This is a genomic window from Streptomyces bugieae (assembly GCF_036352915.1).
Lineage (GTDB): Bacteria > Actinomycetota > Actinomycetes > Streptomycetales > Streptomycetaceae > Streptomyces > Streptomyces endophytica.
In genome coordinates this window covers 34276-60041 of sequence record NZ_JAZBJP010000018.1, presented here as the reverse complement: position 1 = coordinate 60041, position 25766 = coordinate 34276, and the positions used below count along the sequence as shown (strand labels likewise).

Annotated in this window: 22 protein-coding genes and 1 pseudogene; 10 read left to right on the top strand and 13 right to left on the bottom strand. The window is 72.7% G+C overall.

Going from position 1 to position 25766, the window contains the following annotated elements; all coding sequences use genetic code 11:
- Positions 1-58 precede the first annotated feature (58 nt).
- Entirely contained in the window at positions 59-502 is a 444-nt protein-coding gene (locus V2J85_RS24720) for an ATP-binding protein (RefSeq protein ID WP_261956476.1), read from the bottom strand.
- Positions 503-611: 109 nt separating this feature from the next.
- Positions 612-953, bottom strand: coding sequence for an anti-sigma factor antagonist BldG (gene bldG / locus V2J85_RS24715; protein ID WP_004571875.1), 342 nt, complete (start codon positions 951-953; stop codon positions 612-614).
- Between the two features lie 162 nt (positions 954-1115).
- Here bldG and V2J85_RS24710 point away from each other — a divergent pair, with 162 nt between their 5' ends.
- Entirely contained in the window at positions 1116-3482 is a 2367-nt protein-coding gene (locus V2J85_RS24710) for a DEAD/DEAH box helicase (protein ID WP_261956477.1), read from the top strand.
- 468 nt (positions 3483-3950) lie between these two features.
- Here the strand turns inward: V2J85_RS24710 and V2J85_RS24705 are convergent.
- The 7 genes and pseudogenes from V2J85_RS24705 to ssd all read right to left on the bottom strand — a co-directional run.
- Positions 3951-4223, bottom strand: a pseudogene (locus tag V2J85_RS24705) (Rv3654c family TadE-like protein); the annotation flags it as partial.
- The gene (locus V2J85_RS24700) at positions 4198-4596 is read right to left on the bottom strand and encodes a TadE family type IV pilus minor pilin (RefSeq protein WP_330822752.1); all 399 of its coding nucleotides are present in this window, start codon (positions 4594-4596) and stop codon (positions 4198-4200) included. The gene V2J85_RS24700 and the pseudogene V2J85_RS24705, both read right to left, overlap by 26 nt.
- On the bottom strand, positions 4583-4774 hold the full coding sequence (locus V2J85_RS24695) for a DUF4244 domain-containing protein (protein ID WP_261956479.1): 192 nt from the start codon (positions 4772-4774) through the stop codon (positions 4583-4585). Before V2J85_RS24695 ends, V2J85_RS24700 begins: the two co-directional genes overlap by 14 nt.
- Positions 4775-5029: 255 nt before the next feature.
- The gene (locus tag V2J85_RS24690) at positions 5030-5590 is read right to left on the bottom strand and encodes a type II secretion system F family protein (protein ID WP_315975461.1); all 561 of its coding nucleotides are present in this window, start codon (positions 5588-5590) and stop codon (positions 5030-5032) included.
- Between the two features lie 356 nt (positions 5591-5946).
- Entirely contained in the window at positions 5947-7023 is a 1077-nt protein-coding gene (locus V2J85_RS24685; protein WP_330822751.1) for a type II secretion system F family protein, read from the bottom strand.
- On the bottom strand, positions 7020-8168 hold the full coding sequence (locus V2J85_RS24680; RefSeq protein ID WP_330822779.1) for a TadA family conjugal transfer-associated ATPase: 1149 nt from the start codon (positions 8166-8168) through the stop codon (positions 7020-7022). The genes V2J85_RS24685 and V2J85_RS24680 overlap by 4 nt, the downstream gene beginning before the upstream one ends.
- 14 nt (positions 8169-8182) lie before the next feature.
- Positions 8183-9382 carry a septum site-determining protein Ssd gene (gene ssd / locus V2J85_RS24675; protein ID WP_330822750.1) on the bottom strand — a complete coding sequence of 400 codons (1200 nt, stop codon included), beginning with the start codon at positions 9380-9382 and terminating at the stop codon, positions 8183-8185.
- Positions 9383-9906: 524 nt separating this feature from the next.
- On the opposite strand from ssd, the gene V2J85_RS24670 reads away from it, so the two are divergent.
- Positions 9907-10791 (top strand): HAD family hydrolase, encoded by an 885-nt coding sequence (locus tag V2J85_RS24670; RefSeq protein ID WP_261956483.1) that lies wholly within the window; start codon positions 9907-9909, stop codon positions 10789-10791.
- A gap of 390 nt (positions 10792-11181) precedes the next feature.
- Here V2J85_RS24670 and V2J85_RS24665 read toward each other — a convergent pair whose 3' ends face one another.
- Positions 11182-12039, bottom strand: coding sequence for a Fic family protein (locus V2J85_RS24665; RefSeq protein ID WP_330822749.1), 858 nt, complete (start codon positions 12037-12039; stop codon positions 11182-11184).
- Between the two features lie 101 nt (positions 12040-12140).
- Here V2J85_RS24665 and V2J85_RS24660 point away from each other — a divergent pair, with 101 nt between their 5' ends.
- The 7 genes from V2J85_RS24660 to V2J85_RS24630 all read left to right on the top strand — a co-directional run bounded on the left by V2J85_RS24660 (position 12141) and on the right by V2J85_RS24630 (position 21324).
- On the top strand, positions 12141-13127 hold the full coding sequence (locus V2J85_RS24660; RefSeq protein ID WP_261956485.1) for an ATP-binding protein: 987 nt from the start codon (positions 12141-12143) through the stop codon (positions 13125-13127).
- 299 nt (positions 13128-13426) lie between these two features.
- Entirely contained in the window at positions 13427-15754 is a 2328-nt protein-coding gene (locus V2J85_RS24655) for a SulP family inorganic anion transporter (protein ID WP_330822748.1), read from the top strand.
- Positions 15755-15903: 149 nt separating this feature from the next.
- Positions 15904-17868: an acetate--CoA ligase gene (acs, locus tag V2J85_RS24650; RefSeq protein ID WP_330822747.1), complete on the top strand. Its 1965-nt coding sequence runs from the start codon at positions 15904-15906 to the stop codon at positions 17866-17868.
- A gap of 278 nt (positions 17869-18146) precedes the next feature.
- Positions 18147-19544, top strand: coding sequence for a Na+/H+ antiporter NhaA (nhaA, locus tag V2J85_RS24645; RefSeq protein WP_261956488.1), 1398 nt, complete (start codon positions 18147-18149; stop codon positions 19542-19544).
- A gap of 44 nt (positions 19545-19588) precedes the next feature.
- Positions 19589-20047 carry a phage holin family protein gene (locus V2J85_RS24640; RefSeq protein ID WP_261956489.1) on the top strand — a complete coding sequence of 153 codons (459 nt, stop codon included), beginning with the start codon at positions 19589-19591 and terminating at the stop codon, positions 20045-20047.
- Positions 20044-20982 (top strand): alpha/beta fold hydrolase, encoded by a 939-nt coding sequence (locus tag V2J85_RS24635; RefSeq protein WP_261956490.1) that lies wholly within the window; start codon positions 20044-20046, stop codon positions 20980-20982. Before V2J85_RS24640 ends, V2J85_RS24635 begins: the two co-directional genes overlap by 4 nt.
- 144 nt (positions 20983-21126) lie before the next feature.
- On the top strand, positions 21127-21324 hold the full coding sequence (locus V2J85_RS24630; protein WP_261956491.1) for a hypothetical protein: 198 nt from the start codon (positions 21127-21129) through the stop codon (positions 21322-21324).
- 149 nt (positions 21325-21473) lie between these two features.
- Here the strand turns inward: V2J85_RS24630 and V2J85_RS24625 are convergent, their stop codons facing one another.
- Genes V2J85_RS24625 through nth form a run of 3 tightly spaced genes read right to left on the bottom strand, consistent with a single transcriptional unit; the run spans position 21474 to position 24684 of the window.
- Positions 21474-22673, bottom strand: coding sequence for a MarP family serine protease (locus V2J85_RS24625; protein ID WP_261956492.1), 1200 nt, complete (start codon positions 22671-22673; stop codon positions 21474-21476).
- A 13-nt stretch (positions 22674-22686) separates the two neighbouring features.
- Positions 22687-23415, bottom strand: a complete 729-nt coding sequence (locus V2J85_RS24620) for an NUDIX hydrolase (RefSeq protein WP_330822746.1) — start codon at positions 23413-23415, stop codon at positions 22687-22689.
- A gap of 60 nt (positions 23416-23475) precedes the next feature.
- Positions 23476-24684 (bottom strand): endonuclease III, encoded by a 1209-nt coding sequence (nth, locus tag V2J85_RS24615; protein WP_330822745.1) that lies wholly within the window; start codon positions 24682-24684, stop codon positions 23476-23478.
- A gap of 313 nt (positions 24685-24997) precedes the next feature.
- Here nth and V2J85_RS24610 point away from each other — a divergent pair, with 313 nt between their 5' ends.
- Complete coding sequence (locus V2J85_RS24610; RefSeq protein WP_006604164.1) at positions 24998-25672, top strand: Crp/Fnr family transcriptional regulator; 675 nt, start codon at positions 24998-25000, stop codon at positions 25670-25672.
- Positions 25673-25766 lie beyond the last annotated feature (94 nt).

Genomic DNA, 25766 nt, shown 5'->3' with positions numbered 1-25766 from the left:
CGGTACGAGTACGGGTACCAGCGGGTACGGGCCGCGGCAGGGCGGCCATCGGTCGCGGCTACGGGATCGTTGCCGCCGTCGTCGTGGGCCAGCTCATGCGGATCATGCCGCCCTCTTCACCGGCGGTCACCTCGACGTCGTCGACCAGCCCGCTGATGACCGCGAGGCCCATCTCGTCCTCGCCCTCGGCGTCGCTCTCCGCGGCGCCCTCGGCCTCGCCGGCACCCCGGGCACCCGCCGCGGTGGTCCCGCCGGGCACGCCGTCGCCCACCTCGATCGAGAACTTCTTCTCGTCCTCGATCAGCAGCACCCGCACCGGCGACGCGATGTCATGGCTCTCGTGCAGCCCCACGGCCCGGCTGCAGGCCTCGCCGACCGCGAGCCGCACCTCGTCGAGGACGGCCTCGTCCACCCCGGCCCGCCGTGCCACGGCAGCCGCGACCAGTCGCGCGGTGCGGACGTGCTCGGGAAGGGCGCTGAAACGGAGTTCGACGGTGGCCATGCCATCCCCCTCGATATGCGGGCGTGCGACGCAGGGGGCCGGACACCCGTCCGGTACCCCCCACTCCTTCCTTCCCCCGCGCCTGCCGGCGCGGGGGCCCGGCAAGCCGTCAGTCAGTGGCTGCGACGGCTTCGTCGACCGAGGTGTGAATCGGGAACACCTTGGTCAGACCGGTGATACGGAAGATCTTGAGAATGCGCTCCTGGTTGCAGACCAGGCGCAGCGAGCCCTCATGGGCGCGCACCCGCTTGAGTCCGCCGACCAGGACGCCGAGCCCAGTGGAGTCGAGGAAGTCGACACGTTCCATGTCCACCACGAGGTGGTAGCTTCCGTCGTTCACAAGCTCGACCAGCTGCTCCCGCAGCTTGGGCGCGGTGTATACATCAATCTCGCCACCGACCTCGACGACCGTACGGTCGCCAACGGTCCGGGTCGACAGGGACAGGTCCACGGATCCTCCAGCACCTTGCTATCGAGCGGTCGCCCCCCTGGGGCCTCCCCACCGAAGGTAGGGGCGGATCTGGCAGCCGCGATGGCATTCAATCACTTACCAGCAGGCGTGCACGACGCCCTTTGAGCATTGTCCGTCACTCCGGTGACACACTCGGTGCCGATGGCCTCCAATCGACTCCCGCCGGATGCGGGCGCGCGCCCTTCCCCAGGCATGATTCTCGAACGTCTCGCCCGGGGCGCGACCCGCGCTGCGCGCATCACTCATACGGAGCACTTGCCCCCGCGCATCGGCAGCCATGCCGACTGGCCGGATCGGATCCGGCCGGAAGTGATCGACGCGATCCGTTCGTCCGGAATCGAGCGTCCCTGGGCCCACCAGGCACGGACGTCCGAACACGCGCTGCGCGGCGAGTCGGTCGTGGTGGCCACCGGCACCGCCTCGGGCAAGTCCCTGGCCTATCTGGCGCCGGTCCTCTCCACGCTTCTGGACGGCTCGGAGGCGCCCAACGGCAGGGGCGCCACGGCCCTGTATCTGGCCCCGACGAAGGCCCTGGCCGCCGATCAACGGCGCGCCGTACGCGAGCTGGCCGCCCCGCTGGGCAACGCCGTGCGGCCCGCGGTCTACGACGGCGACACCCCCGTCGAGGAGCGCGAGTGGGTCCGCCAGTACGCGAACTACGTGCTCACCAACCCCGACATGCTGCACCGCGGCATCCTGCCGGCCCACCCCCGGTGGTCCTCCTTCCTGCGCGCGCTGCGCTATGTCGTCATCGACGAGTGCCACACCTACCGCGGTGTGTTCGGCTCGCACGTCGCCCAGGTGATCCGCCGGCTGCGCCGGGTCTGCGCCCGCTACGGCGCCGAGCCGGTCTTCCTGCTCGCCTCCGCCACGGCCGCCGAGCCGTCCCGGGCGGCGACCCGGCTCACCGGTCTGCCAGTGGTGGAGATCACCGAGGACACCTCGCCGCGCGGCGAGTTGGTCTTCGCGCTCTGGGAGCCGCCGCTGACCGAGCTGCACGGTGAACAGGGCGCCCCGGTGCGCCGCACGGCCACCGCCGAGACCGCCGATCTGCTCACCGACCTCGCCGTCCAGGGCGTGCGCACGGTCGCCTTCGTACGCTCCCGGCGCGGCGCGGAACTGATCGCGCTGATCGCCCAGGAACGGCTCGCGGAGGTGGACCGTTCGCTGCCCGCGCGGATCGCCGCCTATCGGGGCGGCTATCTGCCCGAGGAGCGCCGCGCCCTGGAACGCTCCCTGCACAGCGGCGCGCTCCTGGGCCTGGCCGCCACCACGGCGCTGGAGCTGGGCGTGGACGTCTCCGGCCTGGACGCCGTGATCATCGCCGGCTATCCGGGGACCCGCGCGTCCCTGTGGCAGCAGGCCGGCCGGGCCGGACGGGCCGGGCAGGGCGCGCTGGCGGTGCTCGTGGCCCGCGACGACCCGCTGGACACCTATCTCGTCCACCACCCGGAGGCGCTCTTCGACCAGCCGGTCGAGTCGACCGTCCTCGACCCCGACAACCCCTACGTGCTCGCCCCGCACCTGTGCGCCGCCGCCGCCGAACTCCCGCTCACCGAGGCCGACTTCCCGCTCTTCGGGCCCGCGGCCGAAGGGCTGATGCCGCAGCTGGAGGCCGCGGCCCTGCTGCGGCGGCGCGCCACCGCCTGGCACTGGACGCGCCGCGAACGGGCCGCCGACCTCACCGACATCCGCGGCCAGGGCGGTGCGCCGGTGCAGGTCGTGGAGACCGGCACCGGGCGGCTGCTGGGGACCGTGGACGCCGCCGCGGCGCACACCACTGTGCACGACGGGGCGGTCCACCTCCATCAGGGCCGTACGTACGTCGTGCGCCGGCTCGACCTGGACGACGACGTCGCGCTCGTCGAGGAGGCCAGCCCGCCGTACTCCACGACGGCCCGCGACACCACGGCCATCTCCATCCTGGAGACCGACACCGAGGTCCCCTGGGGGGACGCCCGGCTGTGCTTCGGCTCCGTGGAGGTCACCAACCAGGTCGTGTCCTACCTGCGCCGCAAGCTCATCACCGGCGAGGTCCTGGGCGAGACCAAGCTCGATCTGCCGCCGCGCACGCTGCGCACCCGCGCGGTGTGGTGGACGGTCACCGAGGACCAGCTCGACGCCGCCCGCGTCGGCCCCCGGCAGCTCGGCGGCGCGCTGCACGCCGCGGAGCACGCCTCCATCGGCATGCTGCCGCTCTTCGCCACCTGCGACCGCTGGGACATCGGCGGGGTCTCCGTCCCGCTGCACCCGGACACCCTGCTGCCGACCGTGTTCGTCTACGACGGCCATCCGGGCGGCGCGGGCTTCGCCGAACGCGCCTTCCACACGGCCGCCGACTGGCTCACCGCCACCCGCAGCGCCATCGCCTCCTGCGAGTGCGAGGCCGGCTGCCCGTCCTGCATCCAGTCCCCCAAATGCGGCAACGGCAACGACCCCCTCCACAAACGCGGCGCCATCCGCCTCCTGGGCGAACTCCTCCGCGGGGCCCCGAAGACCGCCGTCTGACGCACGCGCCGGGGGCGGTGGGCGGGCAAGGGCCGTCCCTCGTACTGTCCGGTGGCTGGCGGGGCCTCCCTGCGCAGCCGCCGCACGAACGACGGCTGCCCCACGCGCGCCCGGGCGAGCAGTGAGTGTCCCTTCCGCTGCCGTACGACCGGCGGCGGGAGCCCCGTGTGCCACCTGGCGGGCAACGGAAAGCCCTTGCGCCTCCGTACGGGCAACGGAACTCCGCTGCGCCTCCGTACGGACGGCGGATGTCCCATGCACCGCTGTACGGGCAGGGGGCGTCCCTTGGGCCACTGTGCGGGCAGGGGGCCCTGGCGCCGCTGTACGGGCAGTGGGCGTCCCTTGAGCCGCTGTATGGGCAGGGGGCCCTGGCGCCGCTGTACGGGCAGTGGGCGTCCCTTGGGCCGTCGGGCCGGCGCGGGCCCGTGACTGGGCGGTGAAGGGACCGCTGCCTGCTTCCACCGAGACGTCCGCGATCGGGCCGGAGACCGCGCAGCGCACCAGCCGTGTGTGCTGCGCAGCCGCCACCCGGCCAGCGGCCGCGCAGGCAGCGGCCGGGCCCCGTACGGCGCGATCCGCCGCGGCCAGGGCGGCCAGGTCGGCGGCGCCTCCCGCCCGGTGGCGCGCCGTGACGGCCTGGCCCAGTCCCATCAGGGCCAGGAAGACCGCGCACAGTGCCGCGGCGGCGAAGACCGTGCAGACCGTCGCCGAGCCCTCATCGCCCCACCGTTTCCTCCGCAAGAGCCACCGCCTCCCCTCCGACGCGTACCGTCAGCTCCCCGACACCGGGCAGTGCGGCCTCGACCCGCACCCGCACCAGATCGCCCTCCCGGGCCAGCGCCACCCGCGCGCCCCGGGGCGCCACGCGCCGCGCGGCCGCCAGCACCGCCGCCCGCGGTTCCGACCGCGCCGCCGCCCGGGCCCCGGCCCGCGCCGCGTCCACGCACTCGATGCGGGCGCAGGCAGCCATCAGCCCCCAGATGAGGACCGCCACGACCACCACCAGCACCGGCAGCACCAGAGCCGTCTCCGCGGTCACGGAGCCGGCGTCGCGCGCCCTCCGCGGGGCCGCGCGGGCCCCGCGGAGCGTCCTTCCACCGTTACGACGGCGCATGGAGCGCCTGCTCGATCAATGACCGCAGCGCCGCACGCACGGTGCCGCTCGTGATGAGCCGGTAGAACACCACGGCCAGCGCACACGCCGCGAGCGTGACGATCGCGTACTCGGCCGTCGCCATCCCGCGGTCGTCGGCAGCCCTCCCGCGCAGCCGCTTCCTCCATCGCCGGAACATGCCAACCCCCGTTCCCCGGCCGCCTCCCGACCGGTTCGTCGTCGTTGTCTGGGTCGTTTCTCTGGGTCGTTTGTCTGGGTCGTTGTCGTTCTCGTTGTCGTTGTTTGGCTGTGGTCGTTGGTTGAGTCGTTGTTGTTGTTGTCGTTGTTGGGTCGTTGGCGTTGGCGTTGGCTGGCGACGTCGTCTCGCGTCGCCGCTTCGGGTCAGGCCTCGCTCTCAGGCCCCGCCGTCAGCTCTCGTAGTCAGCCCTCGCTGTCAGTTGCGCCCCAGCAGGCCGTCCGCCAGTCCGATGAGCACCGGTGCCACCCCGAGCAGGAGGAACGCCGGGAGAAAGCACCCGGCCAGCGGGAGAGTGACCAGCACGCCGGCCCGTCGGGCCCGCGCGGCCGCGGCTCTGTCCCGTTCGGCGCGCAGAGCAGCGGCGATCCGGGACGCGGATTCCACCGCCGGCACACCGGATATTCCGGCGCGCTCCATACAGCGGGCGAGTTCCCCGGCGCCGGGCAGTGCGGCCAACCGCCGCCATACGACAGCGGGTTCGCCGCCCAGTCGCAACTCCGCCGCGACGTGCCGCAGCCGTTCGGCCACCGGCCCGTCGAGGGACCGGCCGACCGCTTCGGCGGCTTCCCGTGGGCCGGCTCCCGCCGCCAGGCAGGCGGCCAACAGATCGCCGGCCGGCGCCAGTTGCCGGTGCACCTCCTCGGCCGCCGACCGTGCGGCCTGCGCCTCCTGGTGGCGCGCCAGTCTGCGGTGCGCCACGAAACCCGCGACGAGTCCCGCCAGGACTCCGGCCGCCCCTCCGATGAGGAGGGTCACGAAGACCGCCGCTCCCAGGGGCCCGGCCCATCTCGCCGGCCCACCGGGTCCCGCTGGACGGTCCCGGGCCTTCGCACGAGGGCGACCTGCGCGCCGTCCGCGCACCGGGAGCCGGCTCGACCCGCCGGCCCCGTCATCGCCCCCACGGCGGCCGTCCCCGTCCGGCCCGTGGCCCAGGACGGCCGCCACCCGTCTCCGTACGGCCCGGCGCCGGCGCACCTCGTCCAGCACCCCCATGCCGCACCCCGTCGCCATCGCGCGCAGCACCACCGCCGCGACAGCCACCGCGACGCCCACCGTCATCCCCACCCTGTGGACAACGTCTGCGACGCGGATCCCCGCACCCACCACTGCGCTCACCACTTGTCCCTTCTGCGCAGGTTCCGTACGCCCGCGCCCTCGTGCGGCACTTCCGCGCCTTCCACGCCTTCCGTGCGTTCCGCGCCCTCCGCGCCTTCCGCGCAGTCCGCCTCTGGCGCGCCTCGCACGCCCTCCATGCCGCCCATGCCGCTCGTGCCGCCCCTGCCTTCCGCTTCCGCGACGATCCGGGCCGTCCACGCCACCCCGCCCCACTCCAGGAGCCCACCGAGCACCAGGCAGCCCCAGCCGGCCGGGGAGTGCAGCAGCACCCCCAGGGGGTCGGCGCCCAATGCGGCGCCCATCAGGAGGCCGCCCACCGGGAGCAGCGCGAGCATCAGTGCGGTCGTCCGGGGCCCGGCCAACTGGGCCCGCAGCTCCTCGCGCAGCTCCCGGCGGGCGCGGAGTCCGGCCGCGATCCGCTCCAGGCCGGAGGCCAGGCCCGCACCGCCCTCGACCGCCACCTGCCAGCACGCCGCCACGGCGGTGAGCCCCTCGGCCCCGGGCTGCCGCGCCGCGGCCCGTAGCGCGCGGGGCACGTCCCCGCCGTAGCGCGCGGCCGCGGTCGCCGACCGGACCGCCGGGCCCAGCGCCGGTGGTGCCCCCGCGGCGTACAGCGCCTGGGCCGGCTGCCGGCCGGCCCGCAGCTCCCCCGCCACCGCCGTGCACAGCCCGATCACCTCGGTGGTCCGCCGCTCGCGGGCCCGTTCCGCCCGACGGCCGGCGAGCCACCGCCGGACGAGGTGGCCGGCCACCGGTGCCGCGAGCACCGGCAGCACGGAACCGCCCAGCACGCCCAGCGCCAGTCCGGCCGGCAGACACCACACTTCCCGTCCGATGTCGGTCCGGCGCCCGAGGCGCCATCGCCGTTCGCCCTCGGTCAGCTGCCCCGCGCACCACGTCCGCACCTCCCCCCTCAGCCACCGGGACCACCCCTGGGCAGTGCGATCGCCCGCATCGCCGCCGAGGACCGCCCGGGCCCGCCGCCGTACGTCCTCCCGCCTCCCGGCCGCCAGCCGGGCCGCGGCCACCGCACAGACCACCGCGCCCACCAGCACCACCCCGGCGCCGTTCATGACCACTCGCCCCCGCCGCGCTCGCACAGGCGGCTCAACCGGTCCCAGCCGGGGGCCCGTTGGAAGCCGTCCGGGCTCCAGGCGGCCGCCGGGACGGTCACCACACAGCCGTCGCGATCGCGTTCGAGGACGTGGACCTCGGCGATCCGGCGGCGGCCGGTCCGGTCGCGCACCAGGTGGAGGACGACGGAGAGCGCGGCCGCCAACTGGCTGTGCAGCGCGGCCCGATCCAGGCCCGCGGTCGAGCCGAGAGCCTCCAGGCGCGCGGGGACGTCGCAGGCGGCGTTGGCATGGACCGTGCCGGAACCGCCCTCATGGCCCGTGTTGAGGGCCGCCAGCAGGTCCGTGACCTCCGCACCCCGCACCTCGCCCACCACCAGCCGGTCGGGCCGCATCCGCAGCGCCTGGCGTACGAGGTCCCGCAGCGTCACCCGACCCGCGCCCTCCTGATTGGCGGGCCGGGTCTCCAGCCGCACCACATGGGGGTGGTCGGGGCGCAGCTCTGCCGAGTCCTCGGCCAGGACGATCCGCTCGGCCGGGCCGACCAGACCGAGCAGCGTGCTGAGAAGCGTGGTCTTTCCGGAGCCCGTGCCGCCGCTGATCAGGAAAGACAGCCGGGCCGCCAGCACCGCCCGGAGCAGCCGATCGCCGCCGGGCGGGACCGTCCCGGCCGCCACCAACTCCGCGAGCGCGAAGGCCCTGGGCCGCAGCACCCGTAAGGACAGGCAGGTCCCGCCGACCGCCACCGGGGGCAGGACGGCGTGCAGCCGGGTGCCGTCCGGCAGCCGGGCGTCCACCCAGGGCCGGGCGTCGTCCAGCCGCCGGCCGGCCACCGCCGCCAGCCGCTGGGCCAGCCGGCGGATCTCCGCGCCGTCCCGGAAGCGGACGTCCGTGCGCTCCAGGCCGCCGCCGCGGTCCACCCACACCTCGTCCGGCGCGGTGACCAGGACGTCCGTCACGTCGGGCGCGGCCAGCAGCGGCTCCAGTGGTCCGCTGCCCACCATCTCGGAGCGCAACGCCCCCACCACGCCCAGCACTTCGGTGTCCCCCAGCAGCCGCCCCTCCTCGCGCAGCGCCACCGCCACCCGGGCCGGGGTCGGCTCCGCCCCGGATTCGGCGAGCCGTCGCCGCACCGCCTCCAGCAGGCCCTCACCATCTTTCACGGCCGGCCTCCGTCCGTTCCGTCCGGGCCCGCGGCCGCCGGATCCGCGCCGCCGGGCGCCCCCTTCCGGTCCGCTCCCGGAAGCGCGCCGCCGTCCCGGCCCGCCGTCGCCCGGGACCAGAACTCCCCGCAGAAGCGCGCGAGCGGACCGCGCGCCTGGGAGCCCGGCGGCAGACCGCGCGCCAGGTCTGCGAACAGGCCCAGTTCCCACGGGAGTTCACCGGCCAGCGGAAGATCCATGAGGCGGGCGATCTCGGCCGGGGGCAGGCCGTGTCCATGGCGGTCGGGGGTTCCGCGCGCCACCAGCCGCAGATCGCCGAGCAGGGGCTGCACCCCGGCGGCCACCCGTTGGGCCGCCGCCACCGCCCGCAGCTCCGTGGGAACCAGCAGCAGCCCGACGTCCACCTGGGACAGCGCCTCCGCCGTCGCCTCGTCGGCGCGGCGCGGCAGGTCCACCACCACGACCCCGCCGCGCCGGCGCGCCGCGGAGACGACCGCACGCATGGCCGGCGGCGGAATGGCGACCTCGATGCCGCGGTCCCAGCTGAGGACCCGTAGGGAGTGCAGCCGGGGCAGGGACTCCTCAAGGGCGCCGCAGGCCACCCGGCCGCGCGACTCGGCGAAGGCCGGCCAGCGCAGCCCCTTCTCCTTCTCCCCGCCCAGCAGGACGTCCAGCCCACCGCCCAGCGGATCGCCGTCGACGAGCATCGTGCGCCGCCCGGTCCGCGCGGCGGTGACGGCCAGCGCGGCGGCCAGGGTGCTCGCCCCGGCGCCCCCGCGGCCGCCGATGACGCCGACCGTGAGGGCCGGCGGCCCGTCGCCCTCGACCGCGTCGGCGATCCGGTCGACCAGCCAGCGCTCCCCGTCGGGAAGGCCGAGGACCCGCTCGGCGCCCAGGGCGACGGCCCGCCGCCAGGTCTCCTGGTCGTCGGTGCCGCGCGCCGCGAGGATCACGCCCGGGCGGCGTCCGGCACCGCGTAACCGGCCCGCGCAGTCGGCCCCGACGACGACCAGGGGTGCCGCTTCCCAGCCCCCTTTGCGGGCCGGCAGGCCGTGCGCCACTTCGGGCAGCGCGCCGGCCGCGGCACACAGCCGCAGCAGATCGTCGAGGAGCCGTTCGTCCTCGGTGATGATCAGCGGGCCGCCCCACTCTTCGCCGGCCCGGGCCGGCCCTTCCGATCGCGTGGTTCCAGCCATGTCCCGTCCCCTATCGCTACGCGACTCGCACTCCGCGAACTCGCGGACTTTTACGATGCAGGGATCGGGAAATCCGAGTGGATCTTGGTCCAAATCTGTGGACAACTCCGCGCCTGTGAATATCCCCGTCACCTATTCCAGCGACCGGCGGCCACTTCCGTGACACAAGAGGGCCCCGCGAGGCGCTCCGGGGGCACGAGGGAGCGACCCGTCGGGGCCTTCCTCAGAGCAGCAAGTTGACTACGGTGCGTAAGGGGAGGGAGGCGTCGTGAAGGCAGGCCCCGAGCGGGCGCAAAGGCGGGCGGATCGGTGCCTCACGGCGAAAAAGGCCCCCGGACATGCGACGACCCCCGCCGGGGGGGAGAGCGGGGGTCGTCCCCACGGCCGACTCGGGGGGGGAGGAGCCGGACCGGGTTAGCACGGTCGCGAACGATCCGTGACTTCCATGGTGTACCCGAGAGCCTTCTCAGGCAAACCCACGCGCCAGACCTTACGCCGAATGGTGGGCCGCCTATGCTCACCCCGTGGAAAACCACTCCGTGCCTCACTCGACGCCCCGTACTGCCGCGTTCTTCGACTTGGACAAGACCGTCATTGCTAAGTCGAGCACGCTGACCTTCAGCAAGTCGTTCTACCAAGGCGGCCTGATCAATCGGCGGGCCGTACTGCGCACTGCGTATGCCCAGTTCGTGTTCCTCGCGGGCGGTGCCGACCACGATCAGATGGAGCGGATGCGGGAATATCTCTCCTCCTTGTGCCGCGGCTGGGACGTGTCCCAGGTGCGGGAGATCGTCGCCGAGACACTGCACGATCTGATCGACCCGATCATTTACGACGAGGCGGCCTCACTCATCGAGGAACATCACGCCGCCGGGCGCGATGTCGTCATTGTCTCCACCTCGGGTGCCGAGGTCGTCGAACCGATCGGGGAACTTCTCGGTGCCGACCGGGTCGTGGCCACCCGTATGGTCGTCGGCGAGGACGGCCGATTCACCGGAGAGGTGGAGTATTACGCCTACGGCCCCACCAAGGCGGAGGCCGTCCGGGAGCTCGCCGAGTCGGAGGGCTATGACCTGGAACGCTGTTATGCGTACAGCGATTCGGCAACCGACGTCCCGATGCTGTCGGCCGTGGGGCATCCGTGCGCGGTCAATCCGGACCGCGCACTGCGTCGCGAGGCCGTCGCCCGGGGCTGGCCGATCCTCTCCTTCAACCGCCCGGTCCCGCTCAAGCAGCGGCTGCCGGTGCTGTCCATGCCGTCCCGGCCGGCGCTCGCCGCCATGGCCGCGGTGAGCGCGGCGGCCGCCACCGCCACCCTGGTCTGGTACGCGAGCCGGCGGAAAACCGCTGAGCCGCGCCTGGCTCGTATTGGCCGGACCGGCCGCGCCGCCCGTATCGACCGCGTTTGAAGCCAAACGTAAAGATCTGCGGCCCGGGGTTCCGCTTGCCCGGCACGAGGAGTACAAAGGACTTAACGGCCCGCGAGACCAAGGACATCCGAGAGGAACACCTTTAACGCAGCAAAGTGGCCCACGGACCGATGCATGAATGCTGGGCACCCACGCGACGCCGACCCGTCGATTACGGGCCAGCCGCACCAGGTAACCGGACGAAGATTCCGACCTGATGGGCAATATTCGAGCACGCACTGGTAACCGGGCAGACATGCCAGCGGCGGTACCACCGATTGGTACCGCCGCAACCCTGTGTTCGGGCCAAATCAGGCAATGCGTTCCGGAATTCCGGCTACCGGGTCGGATACCGCCGCCCTCACCGGCCGGATACCGCGCCTCCGCCGCTCATGCCGCGCCGCGCTGGAGGGCCTCACAGACCGCCGTGCTCTCCCGTACGCCGAGCTCCACCGCGCGTCCGCAGTGGGCGATCCATCCGGCGACACCCTCCGGGGTGCCCGAGACATAGCCCTCCAGGGCCGCCACGTAGGCCGCCCGGCCCAGTTCCGCGTGCCCCACCTCGGCGGGGCAGATCGCCTTGGGGTCCAGTCCGCTGCCGATCAGCACGATCCGCTCCGCGGCCCGCGCGACCAGCCCGTTGTGCGAGGCGAACGGCCGCAGCGCCAGCAGTTCGCCGTGCACCACCGCGGCGAGCACCAGGGCCGGCGCCTCCGTGCCGGCCAGCAGCAGCCGCGACAGGCCGTCCAGCCGCCCGGCCACCTCGTCGGCGTCCGGCAGCGGCAGCTCGATGAGCGGCTCGTCCACCGGCTCCGCGGCGAGCCGGGGCCGCCCCACCGTGTCGTCCGCCGCCTCCTTGCCGGCCGCCACGAGGTGGAGCCGCGCCAGCACCCGCAGGGGCGACTGCCGCCACACGCTCAGCAGCTGGCCGGCCTCGGCGGTCAGCCGCAGGGCCGCGCCGACCGTCCGCGACTCACCCTCGACGCCGAAGTCGGTCCGGCGCCTGACCTCTTCGAGCGCCCAGTCGGCGCCCGACAGGGCCGCGGAACCGCGCGCTCCGCGCAGCGCCGCCTCGGAACTGACCTCGTTGCTGCGACGCCGCATGATCCGGTGCCCGTAGACCCGGTCGACGCCCTTGCGTACGGAGTCCACGGAGTCGGTGACCCCCGGGAGCGAGGCCAGGGTCGCGAGCGGATCATCGCTCGCCTTCGGGGGTGCGGGGGTGGTCCCCGGGGAGTTGCCAGCCATGGGTACGACCCTACGCACCGTCGGCCCGAACCCCTCGAAGGAGTGGTCTTCTTCACGCAGAGCTCTCACTCAGCGGAACAGCCGGATTACCCTTCGTGAACATGAAGATCGCTTTCGTAGGCAAGGGCGGCAGCGGCAAGACCACCCTCTCCTCCCTGTTCATCCGCCATCTCGCCGCGGCCCGGGTCCCCGTGATCGCCGTGGACGCCGACATCAACCAGCATCTGGGCGCCGCCCTCGGCCTCGACGAGGCGGAGGCCGCCGCGCTTCCCGCGATGGGCGCCCATCTCCCGCTGCTCAAGGACTACTTGCGCGGCAGCAACCCCCGGATCCCGTCCGCCGAGGCCATGATCAAGACGACCCCGCCCGGTGAGGGGTCGCGCCTCCTGCGGGTCTGCGAGGACAATCCGGTTTACGACGCGTGCGCGCGCACGGTGGAACTGGACGGCGCCCCGGTCCGGCTGATGGCGACCGGGCCGTTCACCGAGTCGGACCTCGGCGTGGCCTGTTACCACTCCAAGGTCGGCGCCGTCGAACTGTGCCTGAACCACCTCGTTGACGGCCGCGAGGAGTACGTCGTGGTCGACATGACGGCCGGTTCCGACTCCTTCGCCTCCGGGATGTTCACCCGCTTCGACATGACCTTCCTGGTCGCCGAGCCGACCCGTAAGGGCGTCGCGGTCTACCGCCAGTACAAGGAGTACGCCCGGGATTTCGGGGTCCCCCTCAAGGTGGTGGGCAACAAGGTGCAGAGTCCGGACGACCTGGCTTTCCTGCGCGACGCGGCGGGCGACGACCTGCTGGTGACGGTCGGCCAGTCGGAATGGGTGCGCGCCATGGAGAAGGGCCGCCCGACCCGCTTCACCTATCTGGAGCAGGCCAACCGCCGCGCCCTGGAGACGCTGCACGACGCGGCCGACGCCTCCTACGGGCGCCGCGACTGGGAGCGCTACACGCGCCAGATGGTGCACTTCCACCTGAAGAACGCGGAGAGCTGGGGCAACGCCAAGACGGGCGTCGATCTCGCGGCCCAGGTCGACCCGGCGTTCGTCCTCTCCGAGGGGACGGCCGCCCCGCAGCCGGCCTGATCGCCGTACGGCGCGAGTCGTCGCACGGCTCGCGCCGGGCCCACCGGGCCGGCCGCCCCGTTTACCCACCGCGGCAACGCCGGAGCCAGGATCTTCACCCGATAGAGGGGTGAATTGGGGCGAATGCCCGCAAAGCCTTCTCCGGACCTTTACACGTCATTACGCTTCGCTTACCGCCGCTTGAGAGTCACCGGACCGTCACCCACCACGACGCCCACCGGCCGGCTCGCGACCCGCCGCAGTACACCGCCGCCCACGATCGCGCCCCGCGCGACCGCGTCGCCCCGGAGGAGACGGGAATGTCGCAGATCGAGAAGTCGCCGCCGCAGCCGCCCCGCTCCCACCGAGCAGACATCCCTCCCGAGCCCGGCCCCCAGCCCGCCGAACCCCGGACGAAGCGGGCCGGCCGGGCCGCCTGGCTCCGGGACCTCTCCGCCTCGGCCGTCGTGTTCCTGCTCGCCGTCCCGCTGTCGCTCGGCGTCGCGCTGGCCACCGGGGCCCCGCTCCAGGCCGGACTGATCGCCGCGGTCGTCGGCGGCATCGTCGCCGGTCTGCTCGGCGGCGCGCCCCTCCAGGTGAGCGGCGCCGCCACCGGCCTCCTGGTGGTCACCACCGACCTCGTCCAGCGCTACGGCTGGCGGGCCACCTGCGCCATCACGGTCCTGGCCGGCCTGACCCAACTCGCCCTGGGCGCCCTGCGGGTGGCCCGGGCCACGCTGGCCGTCAGCCCGGCGATCGTGCACGGCATGCTGGCCGGCATCGGCGCCACCATCGCCATCGGGCAGCTCCATGTGGTGCTCGGCGGCCGGCCCGACAGTTCGGCGCTCGACAACATCGCCGCCCTCCCCGGCCAGCTGGTGCATCCGCACACCACCGCGCTGCTGATCGGCGCCGTCACCGTGGCCGTACTCGCCGGCTGGGGGCGGCTGCCGGGCCGCGCCGGACGGTGGGCCCGGGCGCTGCCGGCGCCGCTGGTCGCGGTGGCCGCCGCCACGGCGGTCGGCGCGGGATCGGCGGTGCCGCGCGTGGCGCTGCCGTCCTGGCAGGTGCCCGCGCTCCCGACGCTGCCGGAGGCGTCCGTCCCGGCCCTGGCCGCCGCGGTGCTGACCGTCACCTTCGTCGCCAGTATGGAGTCGCTGCTGTCCGCCGTGGCCGTGGACCGGCTCGCCGCCGAGCGGTCCGAGGCCCCCGCCGGCGGCCTCCGGCTCAACCGCGAACTCGCCGCCCAGGGAGCGGCCAACACCGTCTCCGGCCTGCTGGGCGGCCTGCCCGTCTCCGGCGGCGCGATCCGCGGCTCGGCCAACGTACGGGCCGGCGCCGCCACCCGCCGCGCCACCGTGCTGCACGGCGTGTGGGTGCTGCTGTGCGCCGGCCTGACGGCGGCCGCCCTGGAGCTCATCCCGCTCGCCGCACTGGCCGCCCTGGTGATGGTGGTCGGCGTACGGATGGTGAGCTTCGCGCACATCCGGCACGTACAGCGGCACCGCGAATTCCCGGTCTACGCCGCCACGTTGGGCGGTGTGGTCCTGCTCGGCGTCCTCCAGGGCGTGCTGACCGGCATCGCCGTCGCGGCCTTCCTCGCACTGCGCCGGCTGACCCACACGCGCGTCACCGTCACGAAGGAGGGCGAGGGCTACCGGGTGCGCATCAGCGGCCAGTTGACGTTCCTGGCGGTGCCGCGGCTGACCCGGGCGCTGGCGCTGGTCCCGGCCCACACCGATGTCGTCATCGAACTCCGCGGCTCCTTCATGGACCACGCCGCCTACGAGGCGCTGCAGTCCTGGTCGGCGGCCCATCGGGCGCACGGCGGCTGGGTGACCCTCGGTGGCCGCTCGGCCCGGCCGGTCGCCGAGTCGGCCGACCCGCACTCCTGCCGGCCGTGGACGCCGTGGCGCCACCACGAGTGCACCCGGCCCGACCCGGACCAGGACCCGGCCCCGGAGAGCGGCAGCCAACTGCTGGGCGGGATCAGCGCGTTCCAGCGCCATACGGCCCCGCTGGTGCGCGAGGAGCTGGCGCGGCTGGCGCGCGAGGGCCAACGGCCCACCCAGCTGTTCCTGACCTGCGCCGACTCCCGGCTGGTCACGAGCATGATCACTGCCAGCGGCCCGGGCGACCTGTTCACCGTGCGCAACGTCGGCAATCTGATGCCCCCGCCCGGCTCGGACGCCTCGTGCGACTCCGTGGGCGCGGCGATCGAGTACGCGGTCGAGGTCCTGCAGGTCGGCTCGATCACGGTGTGCGGGCATTCCGGATGCGGCGCCATGGGAGCCCTGCTGAATGCCGCGGCTCCCGAGGACGGCGATCCGACCCCGCTCTCCCGCTGGCTGCGGCACGGCCTGCCGAGCCTGGCCCGGATGCAGCGCATCGGGCGGCTGGGCCGGGGCGAAGTCGCGCTGTGCGGCCGTCCGGTGAGCGACGATCAGGAGCGGCTGGCGCTCGTCAACGTCCGGCAGCAGCTCGACCACCTCAGGGCGCACGCCTGCGTGGCGCGCCGGGTGGCGGAGGGAGCACTCACCCTGCACGGGATGTACTTCCATGTCGGCGAGGCCCAGGCGTATGTGCTCGACGAGGCCACCGGGCGGTTCCGCGCGGTCCGCGGCGAGGCGTCCCCGGTCAGGGCCTGACCTGCGCGGCAGCCCACTCGTCAGCACGGAATCGACTGGCCGTCAACAGGTCTACACCATTTTTTGTCCACAGCCCTTGTCAGGGGCCGGTGCGGGCTGATGAGCTATGGCCTGGGACACATCGGACACCCCTGTGATTGGGAGAAGTCGTGAGCAACGAAAGCCTGGCCAACCTGCTCAAAGAGGAACGGCGGTTCGCACCACCCGCCGAGCTGGCCGCGCACGCCAACGTCACGGCTGCCGCGTACGAACAGGGCGCGGCGGACCGGCTGGGCTTCTGGGCCGAGCAGGCCCGTCGCCTGTCCTGGGAGACCGAGCCCACCCAGACCCTCGACTGGTCCAACCCGCCCTTCGCGAAGTGGTTCGCCGACGGCAAGCTGAACGTCGCCTACAACTGCGTCGACCGCCATGTGGAGAACGGCCTGGGTGACCGGGTCGCCATTCACTTCGAGGGCGAGCCGGGCGACAGCCGCTCCCTGACCTACGCCGAGCTGCAGCGCGAGGTCTCCAAGGCCGCCCACGCCCTCACCGAGCTGGGCGTGCGGGCCGGCGACCGGGTCGCCATCTACCTGCCGATGATCCCGGAGACGGTCGTCGCCATGCTGGCCTGCGCCCGCCTGGGCGCGCCGCATTCGGTCGTCTTCGGCGGCTTCTCCGCGGACGCGCTGGCGACCCGGATCAACGACGCCGACGCCCGCGTGGTGATCACCGCCGACGGCGGCTACCGCCGCGGCAAGCCGTCCGCCCTCAAGCCGGCCGTCGACGAGGCCCTGACCAGGCCCGGCACGGAGAACGTCCGCAGCGTGCTCGTGGTGCGCCGTACGGGCCAGGAGGACATCGCCTGGCACGAGGGCCGCGACGTGTGGTGGCACGACATCGTCGACCGGCAGAGCGAGACGCACACCCCCGAGGCGTTCGACGCCGAGCACCCGCTGTTCATCCTCTACACCTCCGGGACGACGGGTAAGCCCAAGGGCATCCTGCACACCACCGGCGGCTACCTCACCCAGGTGTCGTACACCCACCACGCCGTCTTCGACCTGAAGCCGGAGACCGACGTCTACTGGTGCACCGCCGACGTCGGCTGGGTGACGGGCCACTCGTACATCGTCTACGGCCCGCTCGCCAACGGCGCGACCGAGGTGCTCTACGAGGGCACCCCGGACACCCCGCACCAGGGCCGCTGGTGGGAGATCGTCCAGAAGTACGGCGTGACGATCCTCTACACCGCGCCGACCGCGATCCGGGCCTGCATGAAGTGGGGCGACGACATCCCGGCGAAGTTCGACCTGTCGTCGCTGCGCGTTCTGGGTTCGGTCGGCGAGCCGATCAACCCCGAGGCGTGGATCTGGTACCGCAAGCACATCGGCGCGGACTCGGCACCGATCGTCGACACCTGGTGGCAGACCGAGACCGGCGCGATGATGCTCAGCCCGCTGCCGGGCGTCACGGCCACCAAGCCCGGCTCCGCACAGCTGCCGCTGCCCGGCATCTCGGCGACCGTCGTGGACGACGACGCCAACGAGGTCCCCGACGGCGCCGGTGGCTACCTCGTCCTGACCGAGCCGTGGCCGTCGATGCTGCGCACGATCTGGGGCGACGACCAGCGCTACCTCGACACGTACTGGTCCCGCTTCGAGGGCAAGTACTTCGCCGGCGACGGCGCGAAGAAGGACGAGGACGGCGACATCTGGCTGCTCGGCCGGGTCGACGACGTGATGCTGGTCTCCGGCCACAACATCTCCACCACCGAGGTCGAGTCCGCGCTGGTCTCGCACCCGAAGGTGGCCGAGGCCGCGGTCGTCGGCGCCACCGACCCGCAGACCACCCAGGCCATCTGCGCCTTCGTCATCCTGCGCGGCAGCGCGGCGGAGGACGAGGGACTGGTCGAGGAGCTGCGCGCCCATGTCGCCCAGCAGCTCGGCCCGATCGCCAAGCCCAAGCGGATCCTGCCGGTGGCGGAGCTGCCCAAGACCCGCTCCGGCAAGATCATGCGGCGGCTGCTGCGTGACGTCGCCGAGAACCGCGACCTCGGGGACGTCTCGACGCTCACCGACTCCTCGGTCATGGACCTGATCCAGGCGAAGCTGCCGAGCGCGGCCTCCGAGGACTGAGCCGGACCGCTCGCGGAGGGGGCACCGGGCCGGAAGCGGTCCGGTGCCCCCTCACGCGTACGGCACACCCGCACCCGCCGCCCCCGGCACTCGGTCCTCCGCACCGGCGGCCGCCCGCCCGAATTGCCCGTAAAGTGAGGCCACCGAGTACTCCCTCGCACCCGCCCGGTACAGTGGGAACCGCGTCAATGACGCGCTAAGAAACTCTGGGTGCGCCGGGAAGTCTGGTCGGCAACTGACACAGCCGTACACAGCTGCCGAAGGCCGGAGGTCACCGCGTGAGCGCGCCCACGAGCAACCGCCGTTCCATATTCCTCGGGCGGATGTCCCTGCCCGAGCGGAATTTCGTCGCCGAGGCGCTGCGCGCCGAGACCGTCGGCGGGGTCCTCCTCCTCGTCGCCTCCGTGGCCGCGCTGATCTGGGCGAACACCCTCAGCGGAAGCTACGAGGCGGTCCGCGACTTCCACCTCGGCCCGGCCTCCCTCGGCCTCGACCTCTCCCTCCAGCACTGGTCCGCCAACGGCCTGCTGGCCCTCTTCTTCTTCGTCGCCGGCATCGAGCTCAAGCGCGAACTGGTCGCCGGCGAACTGCGCGACCCCAAGGCCGCCGCGCTCCCGGTCATCGCCGCCCTCTGCGGCATGGTGACCCCCGCGCTCGTCTACGTCACCGTGACCGTCCTCGGCGGCGGCTCCCTGCAGGGCTGGGCCGTCCCCACCGCCACCGACATCGCCTTCGCGCTCGCCGTCCTCGCCGTGATCGGCACCTCGCTGCCCTCCGCGCTGCGCGCCTTCCTGCTCACCCTCGCCGTCGTCGACGACCTCTTCGCGATCCTGATCATCGCGGTCTTCTTCACCTCGACGATCAACTTCCTGGCACTCGGCTTCGCCGCCGTCGGCCTGGCGGTCTTCTACCTGCTGCTGCGCAAGGGCGTCCGCGGCTGGTACGTCTACGTACCCCTCGGCGTGGTCATCTGGGCGCTGATGGAGAACAGCGGGGTGCACGCCACCATCGCGGGCGTCGCCATGGGCCTGATGCTGCGCTGCCACCGCCGCGACGGCGAGACCCGGTCCCCCGGCGAGCACATCGAGCACCTGGTCCGCCCGCTGTCGGCCGGGCTGGCGGTGCCGCTGTTCGCCCTGTTCTCCGCGGGGGTGTCGCTCTCCGGCGGCGCCCTCCACGAGGTCTTCACCCGCCCGGAGACGCTCGGTGTCGTCCTCGGCCTGATAGTGGGCAAGGCACTGGGCATCTTCGGCGGTACGTGGTTCACCGCCCGCTTCACCCGGGCCGAGCTGAACCCCGACCTCAAGTGGCCGGACGTCTTCGCACTCGCCTCCCTGGCCGGGATCGGCTTCACCGTCTCCCTGCTGATCGGCGAGCTCGCCTTCGCCGGCGATGCCGCACTGACCGCCGAGATCAAGGCATCGGTGCTGGTCGGCTCGCTGCTCGCGGCCGTCTTCGCGGGCATCCTGCTCAAGATCCGCAACGCGAAGTACAAGAAGCTGACGGAGGACGAGGAGCGGGACGAGGACCAGGACGGCATCCCCGACGTCTACGAGCTCGACAAACCGGAATATCACCTTCGGATGGCCGCGATCCATGAGGCAAAGGCCGCCGAACACCGGCGGCTTGCCGAAGTGGCCTCCGGCACGCACGCCGGAGACGATGGTCCGGCATGATCTGAGAGGCTTTGCATCCGGTTGACGAGATGAGGGAGACGGCGATGAGCGCAGCCGACACAGGCGCGGACCGCAGCCTCGGACAGCTGGTGGCCTCGGCCACCGCCGAGATGTCCGCACTGGTGCACGACGAGATCGCGCTGGCCAAGGCGGAGCTGCGGCAGGACGCCAAGCGGGCCGGCATCGGCAGCGCGGCGTTCGTCGTGGCCGGCGCGCTGGCGCTGTTCGCGCTGCCGGTGCTCAGCTTCGCGGCGGCGTACGGCATCCACAACCTCGGCCTGGGGCTCGCCTGGTCCTTCCTGATCGTGGGCGGCGCCTTCCTGGTCCTCGCCGGTCTGCTGGCCCTCATCGCCATGGCCAAGATCAAGAAGATCAAGAAGCCGGAGAGGTCGATCAACTCCGCCCGGGAGACCGCGGCCGTGCTGCAGAACGCCAAGCCGCACCCGCGCATCGAGACCAAGGACCATCCGGTCCTGGAGTCTGTGACACGCTCATCGGTATGACAGCCCCTGACAGCACCGCCTCGGTCGTCCGCCTGGACGTCCCCGGCGACAGAGAGGTGACGCACCGCGACGTCGCGGCGAACGGCGCGCGCTTCCACATCGCCGAGATGGGCGACGGCCCGCTGGTGCTCCTGCTGCACGGCTTCCCGCAGTTCTGGTGGACCTGGCGGCAGCAGCTCCCGGCGCTCGCCGACGCGGGCTTCCGCGCGGTCGCGATGGACCTGCGCGGCGTCGGCGGCAGCGACCGCACGCCGCGCGGCTACGACCCGGCGAACCTCGCTCTGGACGTCACCGGCGTCATACGGTCCCTGGGCGAACCGGACGCCGCACTCGTCGGGCACGACCTCGGCGGCTATCTCGCCTGGACCGCGGCGGTGATGCGGCCCAAGCTGGTGCGCCGGCTCGCGGTGGCCTCGATGCCGCACCCGCGGCGCTGGCGCGCGGCGATGCTCGCCGACGTCCGGCAGAGCGCCCGGAGTTCGCACATCTGGAGCTTCCAGCGGCCCTGGCTGCCGGAGCGGCAACTGACCGCGGACGACGCGGCGCTGGTCGGCCGGATGATCCGGGACTGGTCCGGCCCCCAACTCCCCGACGACGAGGCGGTCGAGGTCTACCGGCGGGCGATGAGCATCCCGTCGACCGCGCACTGCTCGATCGAGCCGTACCGCTGGATGGTGCGGTCGCTGGCGCGCCCCGACGGCATCCAGTTCAACCGCCGGATGAAGCTGCCGGTCCGGGTCCCGACCCTGCATCTGCACGGGTCGCTGGACCCGGTGATGCGCACCCGCAGCGCGGCCGGTTCCGGCGAGTACGTCGAAGCCCCCTACCGCTGGCGGCTGTTCGACGGCCTCGGGCACTTCCCGCACGAGGAGGACCCGGTGGCGTTCTCCACCGAGCTGATCAACTGGCTGAAGGACCCGGAACCGGACCGCTGACCGGGACGGCGCGTACCGCTCGGCGGAGCGCGCCCACCCGGCGCTCGAACGTTCGTATGGCGAAGGGCGACTTGCCCGGCGCATAGGCCAATTGGCCGTCCCCGAGGCGGTTACGGACCTTGGGCCACGGGCAGAGTCGAGGGTATGGGCTGGACGCACGACTACCGTGACGTGGCACGCAACCGCCGCAGCAGTGCCGCTGCAGTGAGCACTCAGGACAGGGGCACTCCGGACCTCAGGTCCGGCGCGTCCCCCGATCCGGCGCATCCGATGGGCATTCCGCGCATCCTGCGCCGCCGGGCGCGCTGGATGAGCGCGCGCCTGCGCCATCCCCGCACCTGACCGCACCCGCCGCGTCGGCACCGTCCGGACGGCTCCCGTCCGGACGGTGCCCTACAACCCGTCGGCGCGCCGGAGGCCCCATGCGGTTCGTGCGGCCCCCTGCCGGTGCCGTACGCCCCGCCGAGGCCCCGTGACGGCGCTCCGGCCGCTCAGATCGCGCAGCCCTGGCTGTCGACCTGCCGCTCGGCCGTACGCCCCTTGACGATGTCCTGGCGGATCTCGTCGGCGGTCAGTGCGTAGCCGGTGCGCGAGTCGTCCAGCGACTTCGCGAAGACGACGCCGTAGACGTCGCCGTTCGGGGTGAGCAGCGGACCGCCGGAGTTGCCCTGCCGGACCGTGGCGTAGAGCGAGTAGACGTCGCGGCCGACCGTGCCGCGGTGGTAGATGTCCGGGCCGTTCGCCTGGATGCGGCTGCGGATGCGGGCCGCGCGGACGTCGTAGCCGCCGTTCTCCGGGAAGCCGGCCACGATGGCGCTCCTGCCGCTGCTCGCGTCCGCCTTGGCGAAGTGCAGCACCGGGGCGTCCAGGGAGGGCACGTCCAGGACGGCGATGTCGCGCCGCCAGTCGAAGAGCACGACCTTGGCGTCGTACGTCCGGCCCTCGCCGCCCACCTGGACGGTCGGCTCGTTCACCCCGCCGACCACGTGGGCGTTGGTCATCACCCGGTGCCGGCCGAATACGAAACCGCTGCCTTCGAGGACCTTCCCGCAGCTCGGGGCGGTGCCGACGACCTTGACGATGCTGCGCCTGGCCTGCGCGGCCACCGGGCTGGTGGCCAGCTGGGGATCGGGCGCCGGCACGTTGTGGATCGGTTCGTTGGAGAACGGCGTGAAGACCTGCGGGAAGCCGTTCTGCGCGAGCACCGAGGAGAAGTCCGCGAACCAGGTGCTGGCCTGCGGCGGCATCACCCGGGACACCCCGAGCAGCACCTTGGAGTTACGGACCTCCTTGCCGAGCGTGGGCAGGGACGTCCCGGCCAGCGCCGAGCCGATCAGCCAGGCCACCAGCAGCATCGCGACGACGTTGACCAGCGCGCCGCCGGTCGCGTCCAGCGCTCTCGCCGGTGACCAGGTGATGTGGCGGCGGAGCTTGTTGCCCAGGTGGGTGGTGAGCGCCTGGCCCACGGACGCACACACGATCACGATGGCGACCGCCGCGATGGCCGCGAAGGTACCGGGCGTGGCGTCGCCGGTGACCTCGTTCCAGATCAAGGGCAGCACATAGACCGCGATCAGGCCGCCTCCGAGGAAGCCGATCACGGAAAGGATGCCGACGACAAAACCTTGCCGGTAGCCGACGATCGCGAACCACACGGCCGCGACCAGCAGCAGAATGTCCAGGACGTTCACGCCGGACACCGTCTCACGAGCGCCAGTCGAGCGGGACCTGCTTGTCACGGTCCCACGGAATCTCCCACCCCGCGTAGTACAGGATCCGGTCGATCACTCCGGCCGTAAAGCCCCAGACCAGGGCGTTCTCGACGAGGAAGGCCGGACCGACGTGACCACTGGGGTGGCGCGTTGTCACACGATGGGCGGGATCCGTGAGATCGGCCACGGGGACCGTGAACACCCGGGCGGTCTCCGCCTCGTCCACCGGGCCGACCGGGCTCGGCCGCCGCCACCAGCCCAGGACCGGGGTCACCACGAAGTGGCTGACGGGGATGTACAGCCGCGGCAGCACGCCGAAGACCTGCACTCCGGACGGATCCAGACCGGTCTCCTCCTGGGCCTCGCGCAGCGCCGCCCGCACCGGACCGGCGCCGTCCGGATCTCCGTCCTCCGGGTCGAGGGCGCCACCGGGGAAGGAGGGCTGGCCCGCATGGGAGCGCAGGGTGCCGGCCCGCTCCATCAGGAGCAGCTCGGGGCCGCGCGGACCGTGGCCGAAGAGGATCAGCACCGCGGACTGCCGGCCGCCGTCCTCGGGCGGCAGGAAGCGGCTGAGCTGGTGCGGCTCGACCGTGGCGGCCGCGCGGGCCACCGGTTCCAGCCACTCGGGCAGGCCGTCGGCCGAGACCGTGACCTCCCCGCCGGGAGCCGCCGCGCTGGCGCCCGTCTCCTCGCCGTACTGCTGCTCCCGTGCACTCCTCATACGCGCCCCCTCAGGCCTGGCGTGGATCATCGGTCCCCCGAGGGGGCGTCGTGGCTGCCGTCATGAAGCGGCCGCCGGGGGCGCCAGCGGAGGCGCCGGCTTCCCCGGGTAGTCCGGTGGCGGCTTCAGGCGCTGGCCCGGCTGGCCGCCCAGCTCGTACTTCAGCAGCTTCCTGGCCTTCTCCGGGTCCGTCTCGCCCTCGCCGTACGAGGGGCACAGCGGGGCGATGGCGCAGGCGCCGCAGGCGGGCTTGCGGGAGTGGCACACCCGGCGGCCGTGGAAGACGACGCGGTGCGAGAGCATCGTCCACTCGCTCTCGGGGAAGATCGCCGCGACGTCCGCCTCGACCTTGACCGCGTCCTCCTCGGTGGTCCAGCCGAAGCGGCGGGCAAGACGGCCGAAGTGCGTGTCGACGGTGATCCCCGGGACGCCGAAGGCGTTGCCGAGCACCACATTGGCGGTCTTGCGGCCGACCCCGGGGAGCGTGACCAGATCCTCCAGGCGGCCCGGCACCTCACCGCCGAAGCGGTCGCGCAGCGCGGCGGACAGACCGAGCAGGGCCTTGCTCTTGGCCCGGAAGAAGCCGGTCGGGCGGATCAGCTCCTCCAGCTCCTCCGGGGGCATGGCGGCCATGTCCTCGGGCGTCGGGCAGACCGCGAACAGCCTCGGAGTGGTCTGGTTGACCCTCAGGTCGGTGGTCTGGGCGGACAGGACCGTGGCGACCAGCAGCTCGAAGGGGTTGCTGAAGTCCAGCTCGGGGTGCGCGTACGGATACAGCTCGGCGAGTCCGTCGTTGATCTGGTGGGCCCGGCGCACCATGGCCGCGCGCGACTCGGCCTTGCGCGCGGGGGCCTTCTTGGCGGGAGCGGTCTTCTTGGCGGCGGCCTTCTTCGCCGTGGTCTTCTTGGCCACGGCCTTCTTCGCCACGGCCTTCTTCGCAGCCGTCTTCTTGGCCACGGCCTTCTTCGCCACGGCCTTCTTCGCAGCCGTCTTCTTGGCCGCGGTCTTCTTGGTGGCCGCCTTCCTCGCGGGCGCGGTCCGGTCCGCCGCCTTCGTGGTGGCGGTCTTCTTGGTGGCGGCCTTCTTGGCCGTCGCCTTCTTGGTGACGGCCTTCTTCGCGGCCACCGGCTTCTCGGGGGTTTCGTTCACGGCGGCCTTCTTCCCTGCCGAGGCGGTACGTACCGAGGCCGGGCCCGCCTCGTTCGTGTCCTGCGCCGCGGACCGCGACGCGCCGGATTTCCGGAGGGCCGGCTTCCGGGTCGAGCTCACCCCGGAGGGCGATTTGTTACTTTTATCCGGTTCGGAAGCTCCGCCGGACGCCTGTTCGCCCACAGCGGAATCATCTCCCGCGCTCACTCGTCCGGCCCCCAGTCCTCTGCTCTCACCGGCGTATTGGACACTCGGCCAGACTAAGGCCAGCCACTGACATCCGGCTCGATCACCGTGATCCCTGACTCCAATCGGCCCCCTGCCTTATGGCTCTGGCCACCGGTCCGGCAAACTTGTGATTGATCGCACTGTTTTGCATTCCGGCATGATGGGGACCACAGTCCCCCGGAGCATGTCGACAAGGAGAGATCTCGTGGACGACGTTCTGCGGCGCGCACCGCTCTTCGCGGCGCTCGATGACGAGCAGGCGGCCGAGCTGCGCGCCTCGATGGGAGAGGTCACGCTCGCCCGCGGCGACGCCCTGTTCCACGAAGGGGACCCCGGCGACCGCCTGTACGTGGTCACCGAGGGCAAGGTGAAGCTGCACCGCACCTCCCCCGACGGCCGGGAGAACATGCTCGCCGTCCTCGGTCCCGGAGAGCTGATCGGTGAGCTCTCGCTGTTCGACCCGGGCCCGCGTACGGCCACCGCGTCCGCCCTCACCGAGGTCAAGCTCCTCGGCCTGGGACACGGCGACCTCCAGCCCTGGCTGAACGCCCGCCCCGAGGTGGCCACGGCCCTGCTGCGTGCGGTCGCCCGCCGACTGCGCAAGACCAACGACCAGATGTCCGACCTGGTCTTCTCGGACGTGCCGGGCCGCGTGGCGCGCGCGCTGCTCGACCTGTCGCGCCGCTTCGGCGTGCAGTCCGAAGAAGGCATCCATGTCGTGCACGACCTGACCCAGGAGGAGCTGGCCCAGCTGGTGGGCGCCTCCCGTGAGACGGTCAACAAGGCCCTGGCGGACTTCGCGGGCCGCGGCTGGCTGCGCCTGGAGGCGCGCGCCGTGATCCTGCTGGACGTCGAGCGGCTCGCCAAGCGCTCGCGCTGACACACCTGCCACTACGGCGAAGGGCCCTGCTCCGGCGGGGCCCTTCGCCGTAGTGGGCGGACCCTGACGGGCGGCCCCTTGTGGGCGGTCCGTT

What these genes read in the sequence shown, in the direction of transcription:
- V2J85_RS24695 (WP_261956479.1), bottom strand. Translation starts at nt 4,774, where the DNA reads ATGTTCCGGCGATGGAGGAAGCGGCTGCGCGGGAGGGCTGCCGACGAC.
- V2J85_RS24665 (WP_330822749.1), bottom strand. Translation starts at nt 12,039, where the DNA reads ATGGCTGGCAACTCCCCGGGGACCACCCCCGCACCCCCGAAGGCGAGC.
- V2J85_RS24655 (WP_330822748.1), top strand. Translation starts at nt 13,427, where the DNA reads ATGTCGCAGATCGAGAAGTCGCCGCCGCAGCCGCCCCGCTCCCACCGA.
- V2J85_RS24710 (WP_261956477.1), top strand. Translation starts at nt 1,116, where the DNA reads ATGGCCTCCAATCGACTCCCGCCGGATGCGGGCGCGCGCCCTTCCCCA.
- V2J85_RS24685 (WP_330822751.1), bottom strand. Translation starts at nt 7,023, where the DNA reads ATGAACGGCGCCGGGGTGGTGCTGGTGGGCGCGGTGGTCTGTGCGGTG.
- V2J85_RS24660 (WP_261956485.1), top strand. Translation starts at nt 12,141, where the DNA reads ATGAAGATCGCTTTCGTAGGCAAGGGCGGCAGCGGCAAGACCACCCTC.
- V2J85_RS24720 (WP_261956476.1), bottom strand. Translation starts at nt 502, where the DNA reads ATGGCCACCGTCGAACTCCGTTTCAGCGCCCTTCCCGAGCACGTCCGC.
- V2J85_RS24640 (WP_261956489.1), top strand. Translation starts at nt 19,589, where the DNA reads ATGAGCGCAGCCGACACAGGCGCGGACCGCAGCCTCGGACAGCTGGTG.
- V2J85_RS24635 (WP_261956490.1), top strand. Translation starts at nt 20,044, where the DNA reads ATGACAGCCCCTGACAGCACCGCCTCGGTCGTCCGCCTGGACGTCCCC.
- V2J85_RS24630 (WP_261956491.1), top strand. Translation starts at nt 21,127, where the DNA reads ATGGGCTGGACGCACGACTACCGTGACGTGGCACGCAACCGCCGCAGC.
- V2J85_RS24620 (WP_330822746.1), bottom strand. Translation starts at nt 23,415, where the DNA reads ATGAGGAGTGCACGGGAGCAGCAGTACGGCGAGGAGACGGGCGCCAGC.
- ssd (WP_330822750.1), bottom strand. Translation starts at nt 9,382, where the DNA reads ATGGCTGGAACCACGCGATCGGAAGGGCCGGCCCGGGCCGGCGAAGAG.
- V2J85_RS24700 (WP_330822752.1), bottom strand. Translation starts at nt 4,596, where the DNA reads ATGCGCCGTCGTAACGGTGGAAGGACGCTCCGCGGGGCCCGCGCGGCC.